At 57.5% G+C, this 20,889-nt stretch carries 21 protein-coding genes; 7 read left to right on the top strand and 14 right to left on the bottom strand.

The annotated features are described in order from the left end of the window. Positions 1-57: 57 nt before the first annotated feature. From chbG to osmE, 7 genes are all read right to left on the bottom strand, one after another. The gene (gene chbG, locus IM271_RS16350) at positions 58-807 is read right to left on the bottom strand and encodes a chitin disaccharide deacetylase (protein WP_028012803.1); all 750 of its coding nucleotides are present in this window, start codon (positions 805-807) and stop codon (positions 58-60) included. An 11-nt stretch (positions 808-818) separates the two neighbouring features. After that, on the bottom strand, positions 819-2,174 hold the full coding sequence (locus IM271_RS16345; protein ID WP_028012802.1) for a 6-phospho-beta-glucosidase: 1,356 nt from the start codon (positions 2,172-2,174) through the stop codon (positions 819-821). Positions 2,175-2,283: 109 nt separating this feature from the next. Next, complete coding sequence (chbR, locus tag IM271_RS16340) at positions 2,284-3,126, bottom strand: transcriptional regulator ChbR (RefSeq protein WP_028012801.1); 843 nt, start codon at positions 3,124-3,126, stop codon at positions 2,284-2,286. A 5-nt stretch (positions 3,127-3,131) separates the two neighbouring features. Further along, positions 3,132-3,479, bottom strand: coding sequence for a PTS N,N'-diacetylchitobiose transporter subunit IIA (gene chbA, locus IM271_RS16335; RefSeq protein ID WP_028012800.1), 348 nt, complete (start codon positions 3,477-3,479; stop codon positions 3,132-3,134). A 47-nt stretch (positions 3,480-3,526) separates the two neighbouring features. Beyond that, positions 3,527-4,885 carry a PTS N,N'-diacetylchitobiose transporter subunit IIC gene (chbC, locus tag IM271_RS16330; RefSeq protein WP_028012799.1) on the bottom strand — a complete coding sequence of 453 codons (1,359 nt, stop codon included), beginning with the start codon at positions 4,883-4,885 and terminating at the stop codon, positions 3,527-3,529. An 80-nt stretch (positions 4,886-4,965) separates the two neighbouring features. After that, complete coding sequence (chbB, locus tag IM271_RS16325; protein ID WP_014883474.1) at positions 4,966-5,283, bottom strand: PTS N,N'-diacetylchitobiose transporter subunit IIB; 318 nt, start codon at positions 5,281-5,283, stop codon at positions 4,966-4,968. A 281-nt stretch (positions 5,284-5,564) separates the two neighbouring features. Then, entirely contained in the window at positions 5,565-5,909 is a 345-nt protein-coding gene (gene osmE / locus IM271_RS16320) for an osmotically-inducible lipoprotein OsmE (RefSeq protein WP_003857836.1), read from the bottom strand. Between the two features lie 232 nt (positions 5,910-6,141). Here osmE and nadE point away from each other — a divergent pair, with 232 nt between their 5' ends. Further along, entirely contained in the window at positions 6,142-6,966 is an 825-nt protein-coding gene (nadE, locus tag IM271_RS16315; protein WP_193052891.1) for an ammonia-dependent NAD(+) synthetase, read from the top strand. Positions 6,967-7,087: 121 nt separating this feature from the next. Continuing rightward, positions 7,088-7,966, top strand: coding sequence for an excinuclease Cho (cho, locus tag IM271_RS16310; RefSeq protein ID WP_032644984.1), 879 nt, complete (start codon positions 7,088-7,090; stop codon positions 7,964-7,966). Here the strand turns inward: cho and ves are convergent. The 7 genes from ves to IM271_RS16275 form a co-directional block, all read right to left on the bottom strand. Continuing rightward, on the bottom strand, positions 7,944-8,501 hold the full coding sequence (gene ves / locus IM271_RS16305; protein WP_045261590.1) for an environmental stress-induced protein Ves: 558 nt from the start codon (positions 8,499-8,501) through the stop codon (positions 7,944-7,946). The two genes, cho and ves, sit on opposite strands and share 23 nt — an antisense overlap. Positions 8,502-8,798: 297 nt before the next feature. After that, on the bottom strand, positions 8,799-9,293 hold the full coding sequence (spy, locus tag IM271_RS16300; protein ID WP_028012795.1) for an ATP-independent periplasmic protein-refolding chaperone Spy: 495 nt from the start codon (positions 9,291-9,293) through the stop codon (positions 8,799-8,801). Between the two features lie 337 nt (positions 9,294-9,630). After that, complete coding sequence (astE, locus tag IM271_RS16295; protein WP_193052874.1) at positions 9,631-10,596, bottom strand: succinylglutamate desuccinylase; 966 nt, start codon at positions 10,594-10,596, stop codon at positions 9,631-9,633. Between the two features lie 10 nt (positions 10,597-10,606). After that, positions 10,607-11,932: an N-succinylarginine dihydrolase gene (gene astB / locus IM271_RS16290; protein ID WP_193052873.1), complete on the bottom strand. Its 1,326-nt coding sequence runs from the start codon at positions 11,930-11,932 to the stop codon at positions 10,607-10,609. Then, positions 11,919-13,406, bottom strand: a complete 1,488-nt coding sequence (gene astD / locus IM271_RS16285) for a succinylglutamate-semialdehyde dehydrogenase (RefSeq protein ID WP_193052872.1) — start codon at positions 13,404-13,406, stop codon at positions 11,919-11,921. Before astD ends, astB begins: the two co-directional genes overlap by 14 nt. Then, entirely contained in the window at positions 13,403-14,437 is a 1,035-nt protein-coding gene (gene astA / locus IM271_RS16280) for an arginine N-succinyltransferase (protein ID WP_193052871.1), read from the bottom strand. The genes astD and astA overlap by 4 nt, the downstream gene beginning before the upstream one ends. Further along, positions 14,434-15,654: an aspartate aminotransferase family protein gene (locus tag IM271_RS16275; protein ID WP_193052870.1), complete on the bottom strand. Its 1,221-nt coding sequence runs from the start codon at positions 15,652-15,654 to the stop codon at positions 14,434-14,436. The genes astA and IM271_RS16275 overlap by 4 nt, the downstream gene beginning before the upstream one ends. A gap of 433 nt (positions 15,655-16,087) precedes the next feature. On the opposite strand from IM271_RS16275, the gene xthA reads away from it, so the two are divergent. The 5 genes from xthA to IM271_RS16250 are packed head-to-tail and all read left to right on the top strand — an operon-like array spanning position 16,088 to position 20,882. Continuing rightward, complete coding sequence (gene xthA, locus IM271_RS16270) at positions 16,088-16,894, top strand: exodeoxyribonuclease III (protein ID WP_032644863.1); 807 nt, start codon at positions 16,088-16,090, stop codon at positions 16,892-16,894. Between the two features lie 6 nt (positions 16,895-16,900). Then, positions 16,901-17,584: a TVP38/TMEM64 family protein gene (locus IM271_RS16265; RefSeq protein ID WP_028012788.1), complete on the top strand. Its 684-nt coding sequence runs from the start codon at positions 16,901-16,903 to the stop codon at positions 17,582-17,584. A gap of 15 nt (positions 17,585-17,599) precedes the next feature. Beyond that, on the top strand, positions 17,600-18,760 hold the full coding sequence (locus tag IM271_RS16260) for an ABC transporter substrate-binding protein (RefSeq protein ID WP_370532094.1): 1,161 nt from the start codon (positions 17,600-17,602) through the stop codon (positions 18,758-18,760). Further along, a complete protein-coding gene (locus tag IM271_RS16255; RefSeq protein ID WP_193052868.1) occupies positions 18,733-20,262 on the top strand; it encodes a thiamine ABC transporter permease in 1,530 nt (509 codons plus the stop codon). Before IM271_RS16260 ends, IM271_RS16255 begins: the two co-directional genes overlap by 28 nt. Then, on the top strand, positions 20,262-20,882 hold the full coding sequence (locus IM271_RS16250; protein ID WP_193052867.1) for an ATP-binding cassette domain-containing protein: 621 nt from the start codon (positions 20,262-20,264) through the stop codon (positions 20,880-20,882). The genes IM271_RS16255 and IM271_RS16250 overlap by 1 nt, the downstream gene beginning before the upstream one ends. The last annotated feature ends 7 nt before the right edge of the window (positions 20,883-20,889 follow it).

Here is a 20,889-nt window from a genome sequence, read left to right as displayed (position 1 = left end):
CAATAAAAACGGTAACCCAGGTTACCGTTTTGCTTTTACCGCGCCACCCGGCACTTCTTACAGATCCCCAAATGTCCCCAACCGATACCCACGCTCGGCAATCGCATACTTCAGCGACGGCGACGTCAGGACATCCAGCTCCGCCAGGCGAGGCCAGCAATAGGCGCTCTTACGCACGGTGTTATCGACAAAGGCAGGATGCGCCATAACCTCCAGCGACCGTTGCCCCCGCGCGGCAGAATCATCCAGCACCTTCAGGAACAGCGCTTCGTCGATCTCGTCACCGTAAAAGGCGCTGCTGAACCCCTCAGTTGTTGTCACGGCACAGTCCGGCACGCCCTGCGCCTCACGATCCACGCGCATCGCCACGCCTTTGCGTTGGGCAAACGCCGCAACAATCGGGAAAATCGCCGGGATCATGTGCACATGATGGTGGCTGTCGATATGCGTCGGCGCCTTGCCAAAAAGATCAACAAAGCGGTTGTACTGGCAGTCCAGCTCACGGGCAATCTCTTCGAGGGGCAGAGCGTCCTGCTCCGCCAGCTCCCAAATCCATTTCCCCAGCAGACCGTCACGCGTCAGGCCCGGCATGGGCGAAAGCGGCATCCCGAGCGTCAGCACAAAATGCATGCCGACACCCAGCTCTGGCACCTCGCGGCTCAGCTGCGCCGCGTGTTCAACCGCCTCACCGTTCACCAGTGCCGTTGTAGAGGTCACTACCCCGCGGCGACAGGCTTCAATAATGCCGTAGTTCTGGCCTTTCGAAAGGCCAAAGTCATCAGCATTAACGATCAGCAGGTTTTCCATTGCGCGTCCTCTCAGTGTTGTTTGAACTTCAGCTTCTCAATCGTGGCGGCAAAGTTCGGCAACCATTTTTCATGCGCCAGGATCATCTCGCTGGCCAGCTGCTCCGCATCGCGGTCGGAATGCACCAGCGGGCTGAGGTTCAGCGCCAGAAGCACGTCATTGAGTTCACCGCTCAGCGCCGCATTGCTCGCCGCCACTTCAAAGCCTTTGATGGTGTGGATCAGGCCCATAACTTTGTCGTCGAAGTGGGTGATACGTGGATGCGGTTTAGCCCCCTCGCGCCCCAGAATGCAGGTCATCTCGACGGCCCAGTCAGCCGGGATATTGTCGATATGGCCGTGATGCGGCACGTTAACATAGTGCTCCGCCTGCTTGTCGTTGTAGATGGCGTTGATCACTTCACACGCTGCATCGGAGTAATAGGCCCCACCGCGCTGCTCAAGCGCTTTCGGTTTGACGTTCAGGTTCGGATCTTTATATAAATCGAACAGCTGCTTCTCAACTTTCTGAACGATTTGCGCACGCGCGCCGCCCTTATAGTACTCGCCCATTTCGATAGCCAGCATCTCTTTCTGCTTGAAGTAGTAAAGCAGGTACGAGCACGGCAGCAGATTCAGCGAGCGGATCAGCCCTTCGCTGAACGGCAGGTCAAAGATGTTCTTCACGGAGGCCGCGGTCAGGCGACCGGAAGCCACGCCGTCGAGCAGTTCGGCAAAGCGCGATTTTCCGTTCACGATGACGTCTTTAATGAACACCATGTGGTTCAGGCCGAACAGATCGATTGAGAGATCGTCACTATCGGTCAGCTCCAGCACGTCGCGGATAAACATCTTCATGCCGATCGGGATATTACAGACGCCGATAAAGCGTTTGAAATTGGTATGACGATAAACCGCCTCGGTCACCATTCCGGCCGGGTTAGTGAAGTTAATCACCCACGCGTTCGGGCAGATCTCTTGCACATCTTTGACGATGTCGAAAATCACCGGAATGGTACGCAGGCCTTTGAACAGACCGCCCGCGCCGTTGGTCTCCTGCCCCAGGTAGCCGTGGCTCAGCGGAATACGCTCGTCCAGCTCGCGCGCTTTTAGCTGGCCGACGCGCAGCTGAGTGGTAACGAAATCCGCATCTTTCAGCGCCAGGCGACGATCGAGGGATTTATGCACGGTCATAGGCACGCCCGCTTTCTCAACCATGCGCTTGCACAGGTCGAAAATAATATCCAGCTTCTCCTGACCTTCCTCAACGTCCACCAGCCATAATTCGCTGACCGGTAATTCATGATAACGTTTCAGAAAACCTTCGAGTAATTCTGGGGTATAGCTGCTGCCGCCACCAATGGTTACGACTTTTAATTTCTTTTGCATAATATCTCCCTTAGCGTATCAGGTTAATCGCCTGCAAGGTATAGCGTACTCTTCCCGCTATTTGGGCAAGCCATTAAAGCAATATTTATGGCGGGTAATCCGCCGAAAGTTAATTAATTACCGTTAAATTCTTCCGGTAGCTGTTCGGTGTGAATGAGGTCAACTTCTTAAAAGTTTTAATAAACAGGCTGGGACTGCTATATCCTGACTCATAGGCAATATCGGTGACAGAATAGTTGGTAATCTCCAGCTGTTTTTTGGCAAAATTAATGCGGATTTCATTAATTATTTGCACCGGCGTTTTACGATAATAACGCTGCGTCGCGCGGGTCAGATATTCCTGGGATTTCCCCGAGAGGGATACCATATTTTCCAGTGCATTTTCGCTGAACTGGCCTTTATCGTGCATCAGTTCCACGGTGCTGCGCAGCCACTGTGGAACATCATCCGTCACCTGCTGCTCTTCACGGTGATGCCGCAACCGGTTCATCACGTAGAAGGTCACCGTTTCAATAAATTCATCAAACTCATTGTCGCGGAAGTTAAGCGAGGCGATGACCGTTTCAATCCAGGTCATGAACTCGTTTTTCACACGATATACCTGGGACGCCACAAAGCAGAACGGCACCAGCGGCAGATAGTGCTTCTCAAAGAAGCGTCTGCTGACGCCCACGTTCAGAATGCGGGTCGCGCCAAATTCGTAAAAGCTCTGGTGATAGGAACCCATCGGCAGGAAGACAAAATCCCCTCGCTCCAGCAGGACGCGCTTACCGTTGATCTCCTGGTAGTAGCGGCCGGTCAGAACAATCGTGAACTCATAGTAGTCATGCTGGTGCAGACCGCTGGCGCTCTCCGTCTTGTTGTAGATAACTACGTGAAAATTTTTGCCATTAAACAGTTGCTGTTCAAATGCGGTTTTGATTTCCATCGTGCTGACCTCCTGCTGCTCAATCCGACCTAGTGCATTTTCTCGTGAAGCTCAATCAACTCCGCCACCAGCTCACGCGCCAGCATGGACGTCATCAGGTGATCCTGAGCGTGTACCAGCACCAAGCTGACCTTCATCTTCCCTTCGCCCTGGTCGCTTTCAATTAGCTTTGTCTGCACCAGGTGCGCTTCGTTCAGCGCCGTGCGGGACTGCTCCATCATGGTTTTCGCGGCGGCGAAATCGCCCTGCTTGGCCTGCTTCAGTGCGGCATACGCCAGGCTGCGCGCCTGCCCGGAGTTGATGATAAGGCCCATCACCACTTCTTCGAGATCGTTCTCTGCGGCTTCGTCTGCGACGATACTATCCAAATCTAACATGTTTTAGCTCCTTGTGGCTGGCGCGGGCTTCCCCGCGCCGGTCAATCTTAGAATTTCAGTGAGAGGGCAATTTCCTCTTCGCTCTCTTCTTCATCAATGATGGTGGCAGCTTTGTTCGCAATCGCCACGAACGGCATGTACAGCAGGGTAGCAATCCCGAGGTTGAATATCGCCAGCAGGAAGGCCGCGACGCTACCGTTGGTGTTAAAGAAGGCGCCCAGACCTGCCGGCATGGTCCACGGAGCAATGTTGGTGATCGGTGGAATAATACCCATGTAGTAAGCCGTCAGGGTGATCGCTGCCAGCAGCGGCTGCACCAGGATGAACGGGATAAACATTACCGGGTTCATGATAATTGGCAGACCGAACAGAATCGGCTCGTTAATCTGGAAGATGCCTGATGGCAGGGCCAGTTTCGCCACCTGACGATAGTCAGCGCGACGAGAGACAATAAAGACCGCGATGATCAGACCCAGGGTCGCCCCGGTACCACCCAGGAAGATATAGGAGTCAAGCATCGGCTTCGCCCACACATGGAAGGTTTTACCTGCCGCCAGCGCCGCGTCAACGGAGCCGTACTGCTGGTAAAGCGCAACGTTTTCCAGTGCCCATGGGGTCATAATTCCGCTGTCCAGCGCGGCCAGTGCCAGTGAACCGTGCACGCCGAAGAACCACAGCAGAGAGGTGAAAATCACATACGCCCAACCGACCACGCCACCCATCGACGCCAGCGGCGTAGAGATAGAGTCCATGATGATCTGGTGGAAGTTCGTGCCCCAGTGAGAGAGCGCCCAGGCGATAATCCCCATGATGGAGAGGATAATGAAGCCTGGGATCAACGCGGAAAATGAACGAGAAACGGAGGCCGGCACGCTATCCGGCAGTCGGATAACCCAGTTGCGACGGATAATAAAGGTGAACATTTCTGCCACCACCAGGCCGATAACAATACCGGAGATGATGTTGGCTCCGCCCAGCCAGTTTGCGCCAACGGCGTAGGCTTCACCCACGCTGTAAGGCGTGACGGTCATAAACGCGGCAACGGATAATAATCCGGCGGCCAGCGGATCCACTTTCCGCTCTTCAGCCAGCGCCATCCCAATAAAGAAAGGCGCCATCAGCGACATAATACCCAACGTACCGTTATATACGTTGCCGCCGATGGCTTTAAAACCATTAAGGGTTTCAATAGTGGAAGCGTCTAACCGAATTCCTAATGAATAAAAGAAGGAACCTTCACCAAAGCTCAGAAAAACGTTGTTAATTAAAACGAACATGGCCCCGGCCAGCGTCAACGGCATTAATTTAATAAAACCGTTTTTGATGGCATTAACGTGAGGCTGCTTTCCTATTTTAACAGCAAAAGGAAGGAGTACCTTTTCAAGTGAAGCGATGACTTTACTCATAGGAAAATACCCTTAAATGCCGTAACGCATGTTACGGCGTAATTGTGTGTGAAATAACTCTTTGACGGGAAAAATAAAAATTAATTAGCAGCTTTTTTAATGGCTGCCACAGCAGCTTTAAGTACACCTAAACCATCGATCTTGCCGTACAGCCCCGAGTCGATCACTTCGACCGGTTTATTCGGTAGCAGTCGTTGAATTTCGGGCAACATATAGGCAATTTGCGGCCCCAGTAACACCACATCGGCTTTCTGGCCTTTTTCGCCCGCCAGCGTTTCCGGAAACGCTTCAATCACCACAGGAACTTCATACTTTTCAGCCTGCGCGCGCATCTTTGACACCAGAAGCGAGGTTGACATGCCCGCTGAGCAGAACAGGTAGATATGTTTCTTTTCCATCATAATTTCCCTCTTGTATGACTACCTGCCGTCGCGCTATAACTCGACTCGCTGTCCCGGCAGACAGGTAGCTTGCGTACTGTTGTTTATCGTTGAAGTGAGTATACGCAATGGTACAGAGGGGAGATAATTCTGGATAGGCCTAAATTGTCTCTCATTGACCTGGCTTGTTGACTACCTTCACATTTCAGGCAAATAATTCGCGCAAAGAAATAAGATTAACGTATGAATAAAAAAACCGGCCCAGAGGCCGGTTTGTTAACATCTTCAGGCAAGCAGGGTTACTGCGCCTTAGGTGCCTGCGGATCGGTGTCGTATTCAGCACAGGTCTGATAGCCGGAGTTAATCACATGTCCGGTATCATCCAGCGCGACGAAGTAGGTTTCTGCCTTACCATCACGTTGACCCAGGATATAAGTCTGACACGTACCGCGCGCGTGAATCATGGTCACTTCAGAAGAAGGCTTGCCGGCGATCGCAGCCACCTGCGAACGTGTCATCCCTTTTTTAACGTCTTTAACCACGGGCTGGGTAAACTGATCCTTGGTGCGATCGTAAGCCGTACACCCTGCCAGCATCGTCAGTACCGCCGCTGCGCTAAGAATTCCTGCTACGTTCTTGTTCATATTCCGTCCTCTTGTTTATCAGCGTGTTATCTAAGCATGGGATAAAAAGTACTATTGTTCAACTTTGTGATTTACGCCAGACGAATTTCGGAAAATTCTAATAAAACAACGATAAGCTGCTAAATCGCCGCAAATTAACGCACTCGAAACTGTGATCCTTGTCGTTTTCCGCCCAAAGGGTTAGTTTTAACAGTTAACACATTCTGTTTATGTTCTGCATACGGAGGGCATGATGGCTCTGCAACAAGAGATTATTCAGGCGCTGGGCGCTAAGCCTGCGATAGATGCACAGGAAGAGATCCGCCGCAGCGTGGATTTTTTAAAGTCGTACTTAAAAAAGAACGCTTTCCTGAAATCCCTGGTGCTGGGCATCAGCGGCGGGCAGGACTCTACCCTGACGGGTAAACTCTGCCAGATGGCGATTTCAGAGCTTCGTGAAGAGACGGGCGACGAAGCGCTGCAGTTTATCGCCGTGCGTCTGCCTTACGGGGTTCAGGCGGACGAACAGGATTGCCAGGACGCCATCGCGTTCATCCAGCCCGATCGCGTGCTTACCGTCAATATCAAAGCCTCAGTGCTGGCAAGCGAGCAGGCGCTGCGCGAAGCGGGCATTGAATTGAGTGATTTTGTGCGCGGCAACGAGAAAGCGCGCGAGCGCATGAAAGCGCAGTACAGCATCGCCGGGATGACCAAAGGCGTTGTGGTAGGCACCGACCATGCGGCAGAAGCGATCACCGGTTTCTTCACCAAATACGGCGATGGCGGCACCGACATCAACCCGATTTTCCGTCTCAACAAGCGTCAGGGCAAGCAGCTGCTCGCCGCGCTGGGCTGCCCTGAGCAACTGTACAAGAAAGCGCCAACAGCGGATCTGGAAGACGATCGCCCTTCCCTGCCGGATGAAGCGGCCCTTGGCGTCACCTATGACAACATTGATGATTATCTGGAAGGCAAAACGCTGGATGAAGGTACCGCGAAAATTATCGAGGGCTGGTACCTGAAAACCGAGCACAAGCGCCACACGCCAATTACGGTGTTTGACGATTTCTGGAAATAAACGCAAAACGTTAATCTTTGCTCCCTCTCCCCTTTAGGGAGAGGGCATCACGCTACCCGGCTCTTTTTTAACCACAGCACACCTGCTACACTGTATACCTGAACAGTATATGGAGCAGTATGTGAGCAGGCGTCAATCAGCCCCGCGTCTTGAGTTTGAAGCGGCGGCTATCTATGAATATCCCGAACATCTTCGCCCCTGGCTTGAGGCGCTGCCCAAACAGCCGGGCGTGTACATCTTTCACGGTGAAAGCGAGACCCTGCCGCTCTACATCGGCAAAAGCGTTAACATTCGCAGCCGGGTGTTATCCCACCTGCGCACCCCGGACGAGGCCGCCATGCTGCGCCAGTCGCGACGCATTACCTGGTTCCAGACGGCGGGAGAAATGGGCGCGCTGTTGCTGGAAGCCCGGCTGATAAAAGAGCAGCAGCCGCTCTTCAATAAGCGCCTGCGCCGCAACCGCCAGCTCTGCTCCCTGCAGATCGCCGACGGCAAGCCGCAGGTCGTCTACGCCCGCGAGGTCGATTTCTCCCACGCCCCGAATCTCTTCGGGCTGTTCGCAAACAAGCGTGCCGCCCTGCAGTCTCTGCAGGCGCTCGCGGACGAGCTGCAGCTTTGCTATAGCCTTTTAGGGCTAGAGGGCACCACGCGGGGCCGCGCCTGTTTCCGCTCCGCTCTGAAGCGCTGCGCGGGCGCCTGCTGCGGAAAAGAGAGCGTTGAGGCGCATCACGCCCGGCTCCTCGCGGGCCTGGCCGGGATCAGCGTCAACTGCTGGCCGTGGGACGGCGCCGTTGCGCTAAAAGAAGTGGGTGAAACCATGACGCAGTATCACATCGTCAATAACTGGCTCTGGCTGGGGGCTGTCGATGATTTAAGCGACGCGGCAACCCTGCTGCGCACCCCCGCGGGATTCGACCACGACGGCTACAAAATCCTCTGCAAGCCCGTATTAGCGGGCAAGTTCGAGATCATCGCGCTCAGTGACCCGGCAGCCAGTTAATTTCACTGAACAGCAGGGTGCCCTGAGACTCCAGCAGACGCAGAGTATGGGTCCCCTCCTGCCAACTGGCGCCCTGATCGGCCGTGAGCAATTTATCACCCAATTGCCACGCCCCGCTTAATACAAACACCACGCCCCCGCGCGAACCAAAGGTGGTAAAAGTACGATCGGCAACCCGCACCTTCGCCTGACAGCAGTCGCGCCGGGTCATGATGTTGAAATCCATCGCCATCCTGCCATCGGAAAGCAGCGCCTTCACCGGCAAATCGCCGGCAAAACTGTAAGGCTGATGCTGTTTAAGGGTATGGCAGAACGCCTGACCGGCATCCAGCGTCACCTCCCCGCCTTCCAGCAGGGTAATGACCCGGTCGACACCGGGAAACGAGGAGAATTCGCCGTTGCTGGCGATGGTCGCAATACTGGCACGCCAGAAAAAATCGCGCGTCGCGGGAGGGATACAGCAAATTTCTCGCGTTTCGCCGGCACCATTGCGCCAGAGGCTGACCGGCATCTTACGAATATCAAAGAACTCCATCACCACTCCTGAATGGCACAACCCGTGCCAGGGCAAGGATATCGCTACCCCTGCAGTCTTGTTTGTTATCGTTAGGTATTCACAGACACAGTATCGGCAGTAGAGCGGGCAGGCCTTAGCGGAACGTTAATAAAAATGCTAACGCCATGACTCTACAGACATTCTCTGAAGCGACTACAGGAGAATACCGCGCTGGCGGCGGCAGGCAAGAGGGCAGAATAGAAAAACCGCCGGTCCTGTCCACAGCGATTTCGCTTTTGTGGACAGGATCCCGGCGGTCTTAAGAGAGTGAACCGATTATTCGGTTGGTGCTGGCATTTTACCTTCCATCGCCGGACGTTCTGTCAGACGCTTCTCAAAATTGGCATTAAACTGTTTTTTCTGTTCCGGGGTCAGAATGTTGTAGATCTTGTTCTGGGTTTCCATGTGGGCCAGCATGCGGGCTTTGTGCTGCTCGGCCATTTTGTCGATCTGCGCTTCGGCTTTCGCCTTATCGAAGCTGTCGCTGGCAATAATGTCATGCATTGCGCGGCGCTCTTCCAGCGGAGGACGCTTCATCTGGTCACGCTGGCTTTTCATGATGTCGCGGATCTGCTGCTTCTGCGCGTCCGTCAGGTTCAAATCTTTGAACATCATCATCTCGTGGTGCATACCCGGCTTGCCTTTATGATGCATCATCATTTTGCCTTCAGCTGGCGCGGCGGTGGTGGTTGCGGTATCTGCGGCGAACGCCATGCTGGTAGCGCCCAGAGCCAGGGTAGAAGCAACAAACAGTGCAGTAAACTTACGCATAATTTATTTCCTTTCTTTCAGTTATTCTTCGGCGCTATGCCGTGTTGACGAGATTAACTTTACGGGGTTTATCGTCAATTAATCAGAGCAACGGTAAAACAATGAAAGTGTAAAAAACAATTTTTCGCCAAATGTGGAGGAAATAAGGATAAAGCGTGGAGAGTTGCAACAAGAAATATTCAATACGATGATTTTAAAGATATTTAGCAGAAGTATAACGAAGTGACGGTGAATAATAAAGCAATTCGCCAGGAATATTCCGTAAAAGAAATCAGAGCGCTTTAATCGCTAAGAAAACATATTTACTTCCCCTCCCGGATGGTGAGAGGGGAAAGGTTCAGGTGAGTTTTTCCAGCATCAGACCGGCCCGCAGGCCAAACGCTACGGAGGGGTTGGGGAACAGCACATATTCGGTGGTTTTCTGCACCTCGTAACGCTCTTCGCCATCTTCCGCCAGCAGAGCCCCTTTGCGAAACGGCGTGAAGTTCAGGGTGTGCGCGGCCATGTGAAGCTGGAAAGCCTCGCTGCGGCGGGTGATCTGCTGTACGACCCGGTACCGCTCAACGGGCTGATGTGCGTGCTCGGTAGCCGTCCCACCGAGCAGCGCCCGAAGCGCGAGCTCCGTTGGCGCAAAGCGCGTGAGATCGTTCTGTCCGAACGGTAGCGCTTTTCCCAGCTCGAGCGTACAGGACAGCGCGCCAAACCTTTCGCAAGTGAAGTGAGTAAAGGTCCCGCCCGGCGACTGATGAAACACCAGCGCCTCCAGCCCGGCATCCCCCAGCCAGCTCAGAAACGCTTCATCCCACGGCTGATTGCGCTGCGGCAGAACGCCGAATCTGACATGGTAAGAGGCGCGGATCGCCGTATGCAGATCCAGATGCCAGCGCGCCGGTCCCGCCGCGGCAAAAAACGTCGTCACGACGTTCTCCAGCCACTGCGCGCGCGCCGTTTCGTCACTCTGCGGAAACTGCGACCAGCGACCGCCGAACATGCGGTTAATGTCGCTGACCAGATACCGTTTGTTTTGCGCCAGCGCAGGCGGATTGCCAAGCACCACCAGCACGCGGCACGCAAGGGATATCTCGCCGCGATACAGCGCGCGCAGCAGCCCATCGACGATCTCAACGGGTGCGGTTTCATTCCCGTGGATCCCCGTGGAAAGCAGCAGCGATAGCTCGCTGCTGGCCTTCGGCGTCAGCTCAAGCACCCCGCGCCCCAGCCACCGCCAGCGGAATGAGGGGCCTTCCCCCTCACTCTGGTCCGGCGTTTCATCGGCCAGGGTCAGCGCCAGTAAATTTTCCATATCCACTCCTTTAGCGCTGGAACGGGTAAACCGAGCCCAGCTGCAGGATTGACGATAACGCGTCCAGCGCCTCGCGCCCTTCGCGCAGCAGCTGCGGGTCAACCAGATCGGCCTGCGTTAACCGGTCGCGATAGTAGCGGTCCACCCAGTCGTTCAGGGTGTTAAAGAGCGTCTCATTCATCATGACTGCCGGGTTAACGGCCTGTATTTCATTTGGCGTTAACACGACCCGCAGGCGCAGACAGGCGGGGCCACCGCCGTTAGCCATGCTTTCGCGCAGGTCAAACACGCGCAGCTCGTCAATCGGGTTATCGGCCTTCACCAGTTCGGTGAGGTAGCGCCACACGCCCCGATGATCCCGGGACTCCTGCGGCAGCACCAGCATCATGCTGCCGTCATCGCGGCTCAGCAGCTGGCTGTTGAACAGATAGGTTTCGACCGCGTCCTGCACGCTGACCGCCTGCGTTGGCACCTGGATCGGCATAAAGCCGGGCACGCGTTCGTGCAGCGTGGCGAGCAGCTTATCCTGATGGGCAAAGGCCTGCTCATGGCAGAACAGCACCTGGCGGTTGGACACGGCAATCACGTCGTTATGGAACACGCCCTGGTCGATCACGTGCGGGTTCTGCTGGGCAAAAATCACCTGGGAAGGATTGACCTGGTTCAGGCGCGCAACCGCCTGGCTGGCCGCGAGCGTCTGACGCGCTGGATAACGGGTTGGCGCGGCGTGGCCGCCCTCTTCCCGCCCGTAGATAAACAGCTGCACGGCGGGATCGCCGTAATCGCCACCCAGCCGGTTATGGTTGGCCGCGCCTTCGTCGCCAAACATCGCCACCTGCGGCAGGGCCTGATGGATCTCAAAATGGGCGTCATGCTTGAAAATAGCGCGCAGCACGCGCTCGGTGGTGTCCGCTTCGGTGGCGCGATGAAACTTATTATTCAGGTTCGCCACCGTCAGATGGACTTTACCATCCAGCGTATCGGCTGACGGCGCGATGGTGGCCGCGTTGGCCACCCACATTGAAGAGGCAGAGCTTGCCGCAGAGAGCAAATGCGGTGTCTGCGTACCCGCTTTTTCGACGACCTGCTCGTCCGTACCGCTAAATCCTAGCTGGCGCAGCACCGCCACGTTAGGGCGTTCCTGCGGCGGGATCACCGCCTGCGGGAAGCCAGCATCCGCCAGCGCCTTCATTTTTAGCAGCCCCTGCTTCGCCGCCAGCTTCGGGTTGGAGACCTGAAAGCGGTGCTTCGTCGAGGCTTCATTACCAAAGGAGAGACCGGCATAGTGGTGCGTCAGCCCCACCAGCCCGTCAAAGTTGACTTCACGCGCTTTCATGGCCTTCTCCCTTCGTAAAATCGAGCCCCGGATTAAGCGTCTCCGGCAGCGTCAGCGCCGGGGTTTCCAGGCTCGCCATCGGCCACGCGCAGTAATCGGCGGCATACCAGGCGCTGGCGCGATGATTGCCCGAGGCGCCCACGCCGCCGAACGGCGCGGTGCTCGCCGCCCCGGTCAGCGGTTTATTCCAGTTCACGATCCCGGCACGCGCTTCCAGCAGCAGCCGATCAAACTTCTCGCGATGCGGCGAAATCAGCCCGCTCGACAGGCCGTAGCGGGTGTTATTGGCCATCGCAATCGCCTCATCAAAATCGTCGTAACGCCAGACGCACAGCAGCGGGCCAAAGACCTCTTCATCCGGCACGTTGCTCGCCCCGCTCATCTCAACGATGCCCGGCGTCAGCAGCGAGGTACCCGGCTGAACCTGCTTCGGCTCGAGCAGGGTTTTCGCCCCGCGTGCAACGTGGTCCTGCCAGGCGTTGAGCACGTTCAGCGCGGCCTGTTCGGAGATCAGCCCGCCGATAAACGGCTGCGGATCGGCATCCCACGCGGCAGGCACCAGCCGCGCGCTCACCTCTACCAGACGCTTCAGGAAGGCATCCCCCTGCGCGCCGCGTTTGACCAGCAGGCGGCGGGCGCAGGTGCAGCGCTGTCCGGCGGTAATAAAGGCGGACTGGATCGTCAGGTGCACCGCGGCATCGATATCGTCAGGATCTTCGACAATTAGCGGATTGTTGCCGCCCATCTCCAGCGCCAGAATTTTCTCCGGCTGCCCCGCCAGCTGGCGGTGCAGCTGATAGCCCGTTCCGGCGCTGCCGGTAAACAGCAGGCCGTCGATATCGCTCAGCGCGCTCAGCGCCTGACCGGTTTCCCTCCCGCCCTGCACGAGGTTCAGCACGCCCGGCGGCAGCCCGGCCTGCTCCCACAACTTCACCACTGCCTCGCCGGTTAACGGCGTAAGCTCGCTCGGTTTGAAGATGACGGTATTGCCCGCCAGCAGCGCGGGCACAATGTGACCATTCGGCAGATGCCCAGGGAAGTTATACGGGCCAAACACCGCCAGCACGCCGTGCGGACGGTGGCGCAGCGTGGCCGCGCCATCCGGCATCTCGGTATGCTGCTCGCCGGTGCGGGTGTGGTACGCCTTAACCGAAATGGCGATTTTATTGATCATCGCCGTCACTTCGGTCGCCGCTTCCCAGCGCGGTTTGCTGGTTTCGGACGCGATGATACGCGTCAGCTCGGCCTTGTTGGCCTCAAGCAGTCCGGCAAATTTTTCAATAAGCGCCTGGCGCTCGGCGAATGGCCGTTTCGCCCACGCGGGAAACGCGTGTCGTGCGGAACGGCAGGCCTGCTCGACTTGCGCGACGCTGGCGTCATTTCCCTTCCACAGCACCTCTTTTCCAACTGGATTGGTTTTTACGCGCTGTTCGCCTTCGCCCGTTACCCAGTCACCGTTAATCCATGATGTCATGCTGTTTTCTCCTCAGGGCAGAGACGCACCAGGCGAACCGTATCGCCGGCGTTACATTTCAGGGCATCCAGCTCTGCAGCCGTCAGCACCAGACGTTCACATTTCGGGTTGGTCCGCACCAGCATGGCGCGGAAGTTGGCGTAATTTTCGTTCGCCACCAGGCATGCCGGCCAGTCGCCCGGCGCGGGCTGGCCTTCGGATACCTCAACCAGGCGGCTTTTACGGATGGCGCGCACGCGGTCGATATCGCACTCAAGCGTGGGTCCACCGTCAAAGATGTCGACATAGTTGCGGTAGCGGAACCCTTCTTTCTCCAGCACCGCGCGGGCGGGCGCGGTTTGCGGATGCACTTCGCCGATCACCGCCTGTGCTTCCGGGCTGAGGAAATGGGTATAGATAGGATGCTTCGGCATCAGCTCCGCGATAAACGCTTTCTGGCCGGTGCCGCAGAGATAGTCCGCCCGGCTGAACTCCATCGAGAAGAAGCGCTCGCCCAGGCTCTCCCAGAAGGGCGAGTAGCCTTTGTCGTCGATCACGCCGCGCATCTCTGCCACCACTTTTTCGTTAAAGCGATCGCGGAAAGCGGCCATAAACATAAAGCGCGATTTGGAGAGCAGATAGCCGTTGCCCTCTTTGCGCCATGCCGGGTCGAGGAACAGCGTACAGAGCTCGCTGGCGCCCGTGTGGTCATTGCAGAGAAACAGCGTGGGCAGCGCGTTATAGACGTTCAGCTCTTTCGAGGCGTGAACCATGGTGCCGACGCGGTAGTTGTACCACGGGTCGTTAAGCCCGACGGCCACTTCAATGGCGCAGATCCCGGCCACGCTCCCCGTTTCGGTGTCTTCCAGCACGAACACGTAACCCTGTTCGCTTTTTGGCAACGTCCCCTGCCAGGTTTGCAGGGCGCGCTCAATGCGCGCCGACAGCGTTTTTTCATCGGCAGGAAGCGAGGTCAGCCCGCCTCCCGTCTTACCGGCAAGCTGCATGAGCCCGGCAATATCGCCGCGCTCAACGGGACGGATGACCATCATGATGACACCCCGGATTTCACCTTCTCACACGCCAGCGCAAAACGATCCAGACCGGTTTGCACCTCTTCCTCGCTGACAATCAGCGCAGGGGCAAAACGCACCACGTTGGCACCGGCAATCAGCACCATTACGCCCGCTTTTGCCGCTTCCTGTGAAATAAGCTTCGCTTTTCCGGCAAACTCAGCCGTGAGCTCGCAGCCGATCAACAGCCCCAGGCCGCGAATTTCTTTAAACAGGTCAAGCTTACCGTTGATGGCGTTCAGGCGCTCAACGAACCACTCGTGACGCTGCTTAACGCCCTTCAGCACCTCAGGGGTGTTAATGATGTCGAGAACCTGTCCGGCGACGGCGGTGGCCAGCGGGTTGCCGCCGTAGGTGGTGCCGTGGGAGCCCACGGTCATCACGCTGGCGAATTTATCGGTGGTCAGCGTCGCGCCAATCGGGAAGCCGCCGCCCAGCGCTTTGGCGGTAGAGAGAACGTCCGGCGTCACGCCGTAGTGCATATAGGCATACAGCTCGCCGGTGCGGCCCACGCCGGTCTGCACTTCGTCGAAAATCAGGACCGCGTCGTGACGGTCGCACAGCTCGCGCAGCCCCTGCAGGAATGCCTTTTGCGCCGGAAGCACGCCGCCCTCGCCCTGCATTGGTTCGACAATCACCGCGCAGGTGGTGTCGTTAATCAGCTCGCTGGCGGACTGAAGATCGTTATAAATGCCGTGGCGAATATCCGGCGGCAGCGGAGCGAAATCCTGCGAATACGAAGGCTGGCCGCCCGCGCTCACGGTAAAGAGCGTGCGCCCGTGGAAAGCATTTTTAAACGCCACAATCCCGCTCTTGTGCGTCCCAAACTTGTCGTGGGCATATTTGCGGGCCAGCTTCAGCGCCGCTTCGTTGGCTTCCGCGCCGGAGTTACAGAAAAAGACTTTTTCAGCGAAGGTCGCGTCAATCAGCTTTTTCGCCAGGCGCAGTGCGGGCTCGTTGGTAAAGCCGTTGCCGGTATGCCAGAACTTCGCCGCCTGGTCATTCAGCGCCTGACGCAGCGCCGGATGGGCATGACCCAGCGCATTCACCGCAATCCCCCCGGCAAAGTCGATATACTCTTTACCCTGCTGATCCCACAGGCGTGAGCCTTCCCCGCGAACCGGAATAAAAGCCGCCGGAGCGTAAACCGGCATCATCCATTCATCGAAATTTTCACGCGTAATTGACAGAGACATAGCGACCTCATCCGGTAAATAAAAAGTTATTTGAATGTTAAATAATTGAGTGTTTGCACTGTGAATGTAGATTGCAGCCTTCGTGCCAGCCAGCGATAAAAATGCATAAACGGGGTGAGGTAACAGAATATCAATAGGTTACAATATGGAGTTATTCACTGTTAGTGCATAAAAAGTGAATATTTTTACGGCAAGCGGCGCTTTGCCGCATGAAAATCAGAAAGAGTATGCACAGGCCAAATATAATTCTGGAATTGTGATCGCTCGCGAAATTTATCGGCCCTTTACGCCCTGTTTAAGGGCGAAGCGCGTCAGAATGGTGCAAATATTGCACCACCGGCATTATCTGTCGCAGTTATTGGTCGAACCCGGTAACAGTTGACGCAAATTCTGCTACCATCCATGCACTATTCACCTTGCACTGGCAGCGACTATGAAATTTGTCTCTTTTAATATCAACGGCCTGCGCGCCCGCCCTCATCAGCTAGAAGCCATCGTTGAACAACATCAGCCAGATGTGATCGGCCTGCAGGAGACCAAGGTTCACGACGACATGTTCCCCCTCGAAGAGGTGGCGAAACTCGGCTACAACGTCTTTTACCACGGTCAGAAAGGTCACTATGGCGTCGCGCTGCTCACCAAAGACACCCCGGTTTCCGTGCGCCGCGGCTTCCCCGGCGACGGTGAAGAAGCCCAGCGCCGCATCATCATGGCGGAAGTGCCCTCCGCACTCGGGAATATTACGGTCATTAACGGCTATTTCCCGCAGGGTGAGAGCCGCGATCACGAGACAAAATTCCCGGCCAAAGCGAAGTTTTATCAGGATCTGCAGAACTATCTGACGACCGAACTGAAAAAAGAGAATCCGGTGCTGATCATGGGCGATATGAACATCAGCCCGACGGATCTGGATATCGGCATCGGCGAAGAGAACCGCAAGCGCTGGCTGCGCACCGGCAAATGCTCCTTCCTGCCGGAAGAGCGTGAGTGGATGGAACGCCTGCTGGGCTGGGGCCTGGTGGATACCTTCCGCAATGCCAACCCGGAAACGCAGGACCGCTTCTCGTGGTTTGACTACCGCTCGAAGGGCTTTGACGACAACCGCGGCCTGCGTATCGATCTGCTGCTGGCGAGTACGCCGCTGGCGGAGCGCTGCATTGAAACCGGGATCGACTACGACATCCGCAGCATGGAAAAACCGTCGGACCACGCGCCGGTATGGGCTAAATTCAAGCTGTAATCGCGCGTGAACATACGAAAAACACTCTTCCTGTGCGCCCTTCTGGGCGCATTTCTTATGACATTTGTCATTCTGCCGCCTGACACGCTCTCTCTGGCAGGAATTAAAACCCACCAGCAGACGCTACTCTCCCATGTCGACCACGCGCCGCTGCGTAGCGCGCTGATCTTCTTTGCGCTTTACGTGGCGGTTTCCGCTCTCTCGATACCCGGTGCGGCGGTTCTGACCCTGCTGGGCGGGGCGTTATTTACGCTGTGGGAAGGCACCGTGCTGGTTTCGTTTGCCTCCACGCTCGGGGCCACGCTGGCGATGCTCGCCAGCCGTTACCTGCTGCGCGACTGGGTGCAGCGGCGGTTTGCCCGACAGATGGCAACGGTAAATGCGGGCATGGCGCGCGACGGCGCGGGCTATCTTTTTGCCCTGCGCCTGATGCCGCTGTTCCCGTTTTTCCTGGTGAATTTACTGATGGGGCTGACCCGCATCACGGTCCGGCGCTACTGGTGGGTCAGCCAGCTCGCCATGCTGCCCGCGACGGTTATCTTTCTGAACGCCGGGCGGGAGCTGGGAAAAGTGGCATCGCTGCGCGATATTTTGTCGCCGGGCGTGGTATTCGCCTTTACACTACTGGGGTTATTACCGCTGGTTACGCGCCGGCTGTTTTCCCGCTATCTCCCTGCTGATAAAAAGTGAGGCATTATGCGCCGTGTGCGTTTTTGCACGTTTCTGACCGGTCTGCTGCTGGCAGCCCCCCTCTATGCCGCCGACGGCTGGCAAGCTATTCAACAGCAGGCCAAAGGCCAGACCGTCTGGTTTAACGCCTGGGGCGGCGATCCGGCGGTTAACCGCTACCTTGAGTGGGTCAGCGGTGAGATGCAAACGCACTATGCCATCACCCTAAAAATCGTCCCGCTGGCGGATGCCGCCGATGCGGTCAAACGTATTCAGACGGAAGCCGCCGCAGGGCGTAAGACCAACGGCTCGGTCGACCTCCTGTGGGTGAACGGCGAGAACTTCCGCACGCTAAAAGAGGCGAACCTGCTACAAACCGGGTGGGCGCAGAGTCTGCCCAACTGGCGCTATGTCGATACCCGAAAACCCGTTACGGAAGATTTTGCGATTCCAACCGACGGGGCGGAATCGCCGTGGGGCGGCGCGCAGCTGACTTTTATCGCCCGCAAAGCCAGCATGCCAATGCCGCCGGAGGATCCGCAGGCGCTGCTGGCGTACGCGCAGCAGCACCCGGGCAAGGTGAGCTATCCTCGCCCACCCGATTTTACCGGCACGGCCTTTCTTGAGCAGTTGCTGCTGACGCTTGCGGCGCATCCCGAGGCGTTACAAAAAGCGCCTGATGATACGTTTGCCCAGGTTACGGCGCCGCTCTGGGGCTACCTCGATAAACTGCACCCGCTGCTGTGGCGTGAAGGAAAAGACTTCCCTCCCTCACCCGCCCGGATGGATGCCCTGCTCGCCATCGGAAGTCTGAACCTGTCGCTGACCTTTAACCCGGCGCATGCGCAGCAAAAAGTGGCTAGCGGCGAACTGCCTGCCGACAGCTACAGCTTTGGTTTTCAGGGCGGGATGCTCGGCAACGTGCATTTTGTCGCTATTCCGGCTAATGCCAGCGCGAGCGCGGGGGCGAAAGTGGTCGCCAATTTCCTGCTGTCGCCGCAGGCGCAGATCCGCAAGGCCGACCCGGCCATTTGGGGGGATCCGAGCGTGCTGGATGCGAAAACGCTGCCCGAACGTGAAGCGAAACAGCTGCAGGCCCACACGCCTCAGGGGCTACCGAAGGTGCTCCCGGAGCCGCAGTCCGCGTGGGTGAACGCGCTGGAGCAGGAATGGCTGCGTCGTTACGGCACCCGTTAGGCTGGCTTGTCTGGCTGGCGATGACGGTGATTTATCTGCCGATCCTGCCCGCTGGCACCGTGCTGTTCGCGCCGGCCTTTTCCGTGACGAACTGGCAGCGGCTGCTAAACGATCCTCAGCTGCCGCAGGCAGCCGTTGCCACGCTGGTCTCAACGCTTATCGCTACGCTGGGGGCCTTGTTTATCGCCCTTTCCCTCGTGGCTCTTTTCTGGCCCGGCACCCGCTGGCGGCGTCTCAGCACGCGCCTGCCGTGGCTGCTGGCGATCCCCCACGTGGCCTTCGCCACCAGCGCGCTACTGCTGTTTGCCGAGGGCGGACTGTTTTATCAGGTTTGTACCGTCTGTTCGCCGCCGTTTGACCGCTACGGCGTAGGGCTGGGCCTCACGCTCGCGGTCAAAGAGAGCGCATTCGTGCTGTGGGCCATTTACGCCGTGCTGCCGGAAAAAGGGCTTGCGCAGCAGAAGATCGTCCTGCAAACCTTTGGCTACGGACGTTTTCAGACGCTCAGCTGGCTGATCCTTCCGGCGATCGCGCCAGTCCTCGGGGCGGTGATGCTGGCGGTGCTGGCGTGGTCGCTGTCGGTTGTGGACGTAGCGATCGTTCTCGGGCCCGGCAACCCGCCCACGCTGGCCGTGCTGGCCTGGCAGTGGCTGAGCCAGGGCGACGCGCAGCAGCAGGTGAAAGGAACGCTGCTGTGCCTGGTGCTCCTTCTTTTACTGGCCGCGCTTGCCGCGCTGGGGTACGGCCTGTGGAAGGTCTGGCGTCGCGCGATTCCGGACCTGAGCGGGACGCGCCGCAGGTTGCATCTCGTCCTGCCTGAACGCGCATTCAGCGGCTTTTTGCCCGCATGCGGCCTCCTTTGCGCCGCCGTGCTGTTGATGCTGGCACAGCGGGACGACGTCGGTCCCGTGGGAACCAGCCTCTCCTTCGGTCTGCTTTCGAGCCTTATCGCCCTGATCGTCATTTTTCTCTGGCTGGAATGGGGGCCGCAGCGCGGCGCGGCGTGGGTGTGGCTACCGCTCGCCCTTCCGGCACTGCCGCTCGTCACCGGGCAATACGCGATTGCTTTGCATCTGGGTCTCGACGGAGGCTTTATCGCCGTCCTCTGGAGCCATCTGCTGTGGGTGCTACCGTGGATGCTGCTGGTGCTGCAGCCCGCCTGGCGGCGGATCGATCCCCGGCTTATCCTTACCGCCAGAACGCTCGGCTGGCGGCGGGCAAAAATTTTCTGCCGGCTGAAATGTCCCCTGCTGGTGCGTCCTGCGCTGCTGGCCTTTGCCACCGGCTTTTCCGTCAGCATGGCCCAATATATGCCGACCCTGTGGCTGGGCGCGGGACGTTTCGCCACGCTGACCACCGAGACCGTCGCGCTCAGCAGCGGAGGCAGCATCCCGGTTCTCGCTAACCGAGCCCTGGAATTACTGCTGGTCACGGGCGTCGTATTCGGTCTTGCTGCGCTGTTATCCCGGCTCGCGGGCCGCTACCGTCAAGGATTACGCTAATGCTCAAGGTCAACGATCTCACCATCGAACCGCTTTTCCGCGAGGTCAATTTTTGCGTACCCCGCGGGGAGATTGTCACCCTGATGGGGCCGTCCGGCAGCGGCAAATCGACCCTCTTTGCCTGGATGGTCGGCGCGCTGTCAGAGGATTTTCAGGCGCGGGGCGAACTGTGGATCGGCGAACGCCGCTGCGACGGTTTACCCGTCGAATCCCGCGGTCTGGGGATTCTTTTTCAGGACGCGCTGCTGTTTGACCCTTTCAGCGTTGGGCAAAATTTGCTGCTGGCCTTGCCTGAGCGGATCGCGGGACGCGCACGGCGGGAAGCGGTCGAGCAGGCGCTGGATTCCGCCGGGCTTGGCGGTCATTACGACAGCGATCCGGCCACCCTTTCCGGCGGAGAGCGCGCCCGGGTGAGCCTGCTGCGCGCCCTGCTCGCAGAGCCGCAGGCGCTGCTGCTGGACGAACCGTTCAGCCGCCTTGATAAAGCGTTACGCACGACGTTCCGGGCATGGGTATTTGACGCCGTCCGCGCGCGCAATATTCCGGTGGTGCTGGTCACCCATGACGAGGACGATATTCCGCCCGGCGGCGAGGTGATGGAGATTTCTCTCTGGCAATAATGTGCTA

The sequence above is a fragment of the Enterobacter cloacae complex sp. I3 genome, assembly GCF_014896175.1.
Lineage (GTDB): Bacteria > Pseudomonadota > Gammaproteobacteria > Enterobacterales > Enterobacteriaceae > Enterobacter > Enterobacter bugandensis.
The sequence above is the reverse complement of the archived record's forward strand: the minus strand, read 5'-3'. Positions and strand labels throughout refer to the sequence as shown.

Excerpts from the sequence above, each read along its gene's own strand:
- IM271_RS16255 (WP_193052868.1), top strand. The coding sequence starts at position 18,733 with ATGGCTGCGTCGTTACGGCACCCGTTAGGCTGGCTTGTCTGGCTGGCG.
- osmE (WP_003857836.1), bottom strand. The coding sequence starts at position 5,909 with ATGAACAAGAACGTAGCAGGAATTCTTAGCGCAGCGGCGGTACTGACG.
- nadE (WP_193052891.1), top strand. The coding sequence starts at position 6,142 with ATGGCTCTGCAACAAGAGATTATTCAGGCGCTGGGCGCTAAGCCTGCG.
- astD (WP_193052872.1), bottom strand. The coding sequence starts at position 13,406 with ATGACATCATGGATTAACGGTGACTGGGTAACGGGCGAAGGCGAACAG.
- xthA (WP_032644863.1), top strand. The coding sequence starts at position 16,088 with ATGAAATTTGTCTCTTTTAATATCAACGGCCTGCGCGCCCGCCCTCAT.
- ves (WP_045261590.1), bottom strand. The coding sequence starts at position 8,501 with ATGGAGTTCTTTGATATTCGTAAGATGCCGGTCAGCCTCTGGCGCAAT.
- astE (WP_193052874.1), bottom strand. The coding sequence starts at position 10,596 with ATGGAAAATTTACTGGCGCTGACCCTGGCCGATGAAACGCCGGACCAG.
- astB (WP_193052873.1), bottom strand. The coding sequence starts at position 11,932 with ATGAAAGCGCGTGAAGTCAACTTTGACGGGCTGGTGGGGCTGACGCAC.
- IM271_RS16345 (WP_028012802.1), bottom strand. The coding sequence starts at position 2,174 with ATGCAAAAGAAATTAAAAGTCGTAACCATTGGTGGCGGCAGCAGCTAT.
- chbB (WP_014883474.1), bottom strand. The coding sequence starts at position 5,283 with ATGGAAAAGAAACATATCTACCTGTTCTGCTCAGCGGGCATGTCAACC.
- chbC (WP_028012799.1), bottom strand. The coding sequence starts at position 4,885 with ATGAGTAAAGTCATCGCTTCACTTGAAAAGGTACTCCTTCCTTTTGCT.
- astA (WP_193052871.1), bottom strand. The coding sequence starts at position 14,437 with ATGATGGTCATCCGTCCCGTTGAGCGCGGCGATATTGCCGGGCTCATG.
- chbG (WP_028012803.1), bottom strand. The coding sequence starts at position 807 with ATGGAAAACCTGCTGATCGTTAATGCTGATGACTTTGGCCTTTCGAAA.
- IM271_RS16275 (WP_193052870.1), bottom strand. The coding sequence starts at position 15,654 with ATGTCTCTGTCAATTACGCGTGAAAATTTCGATGAATGGATGATGCCG.
- IM271_RS16250 (WP_193052867.1), top strand. The coding sequence starts at position 20,262 with ATGCTCAAGGTCAACGATCTCACCATCGAACCGCTTTTCCGCGAGGTC.
- spy (WP_028012795.1), bottom strand. The coding sequence starts at position 9,293 with ATGCGTAAGTTTACTGCACTGTTTGTTGCTTCTACCCTGGCTCTGGGC.
- chbA (WP_028012800.1), bottom strand. The coding sequence starts at position 3,479 with ATGTTAGATTTGGATAGTATCGTCGCAGACGAAGCCGCAGAGAACGAT.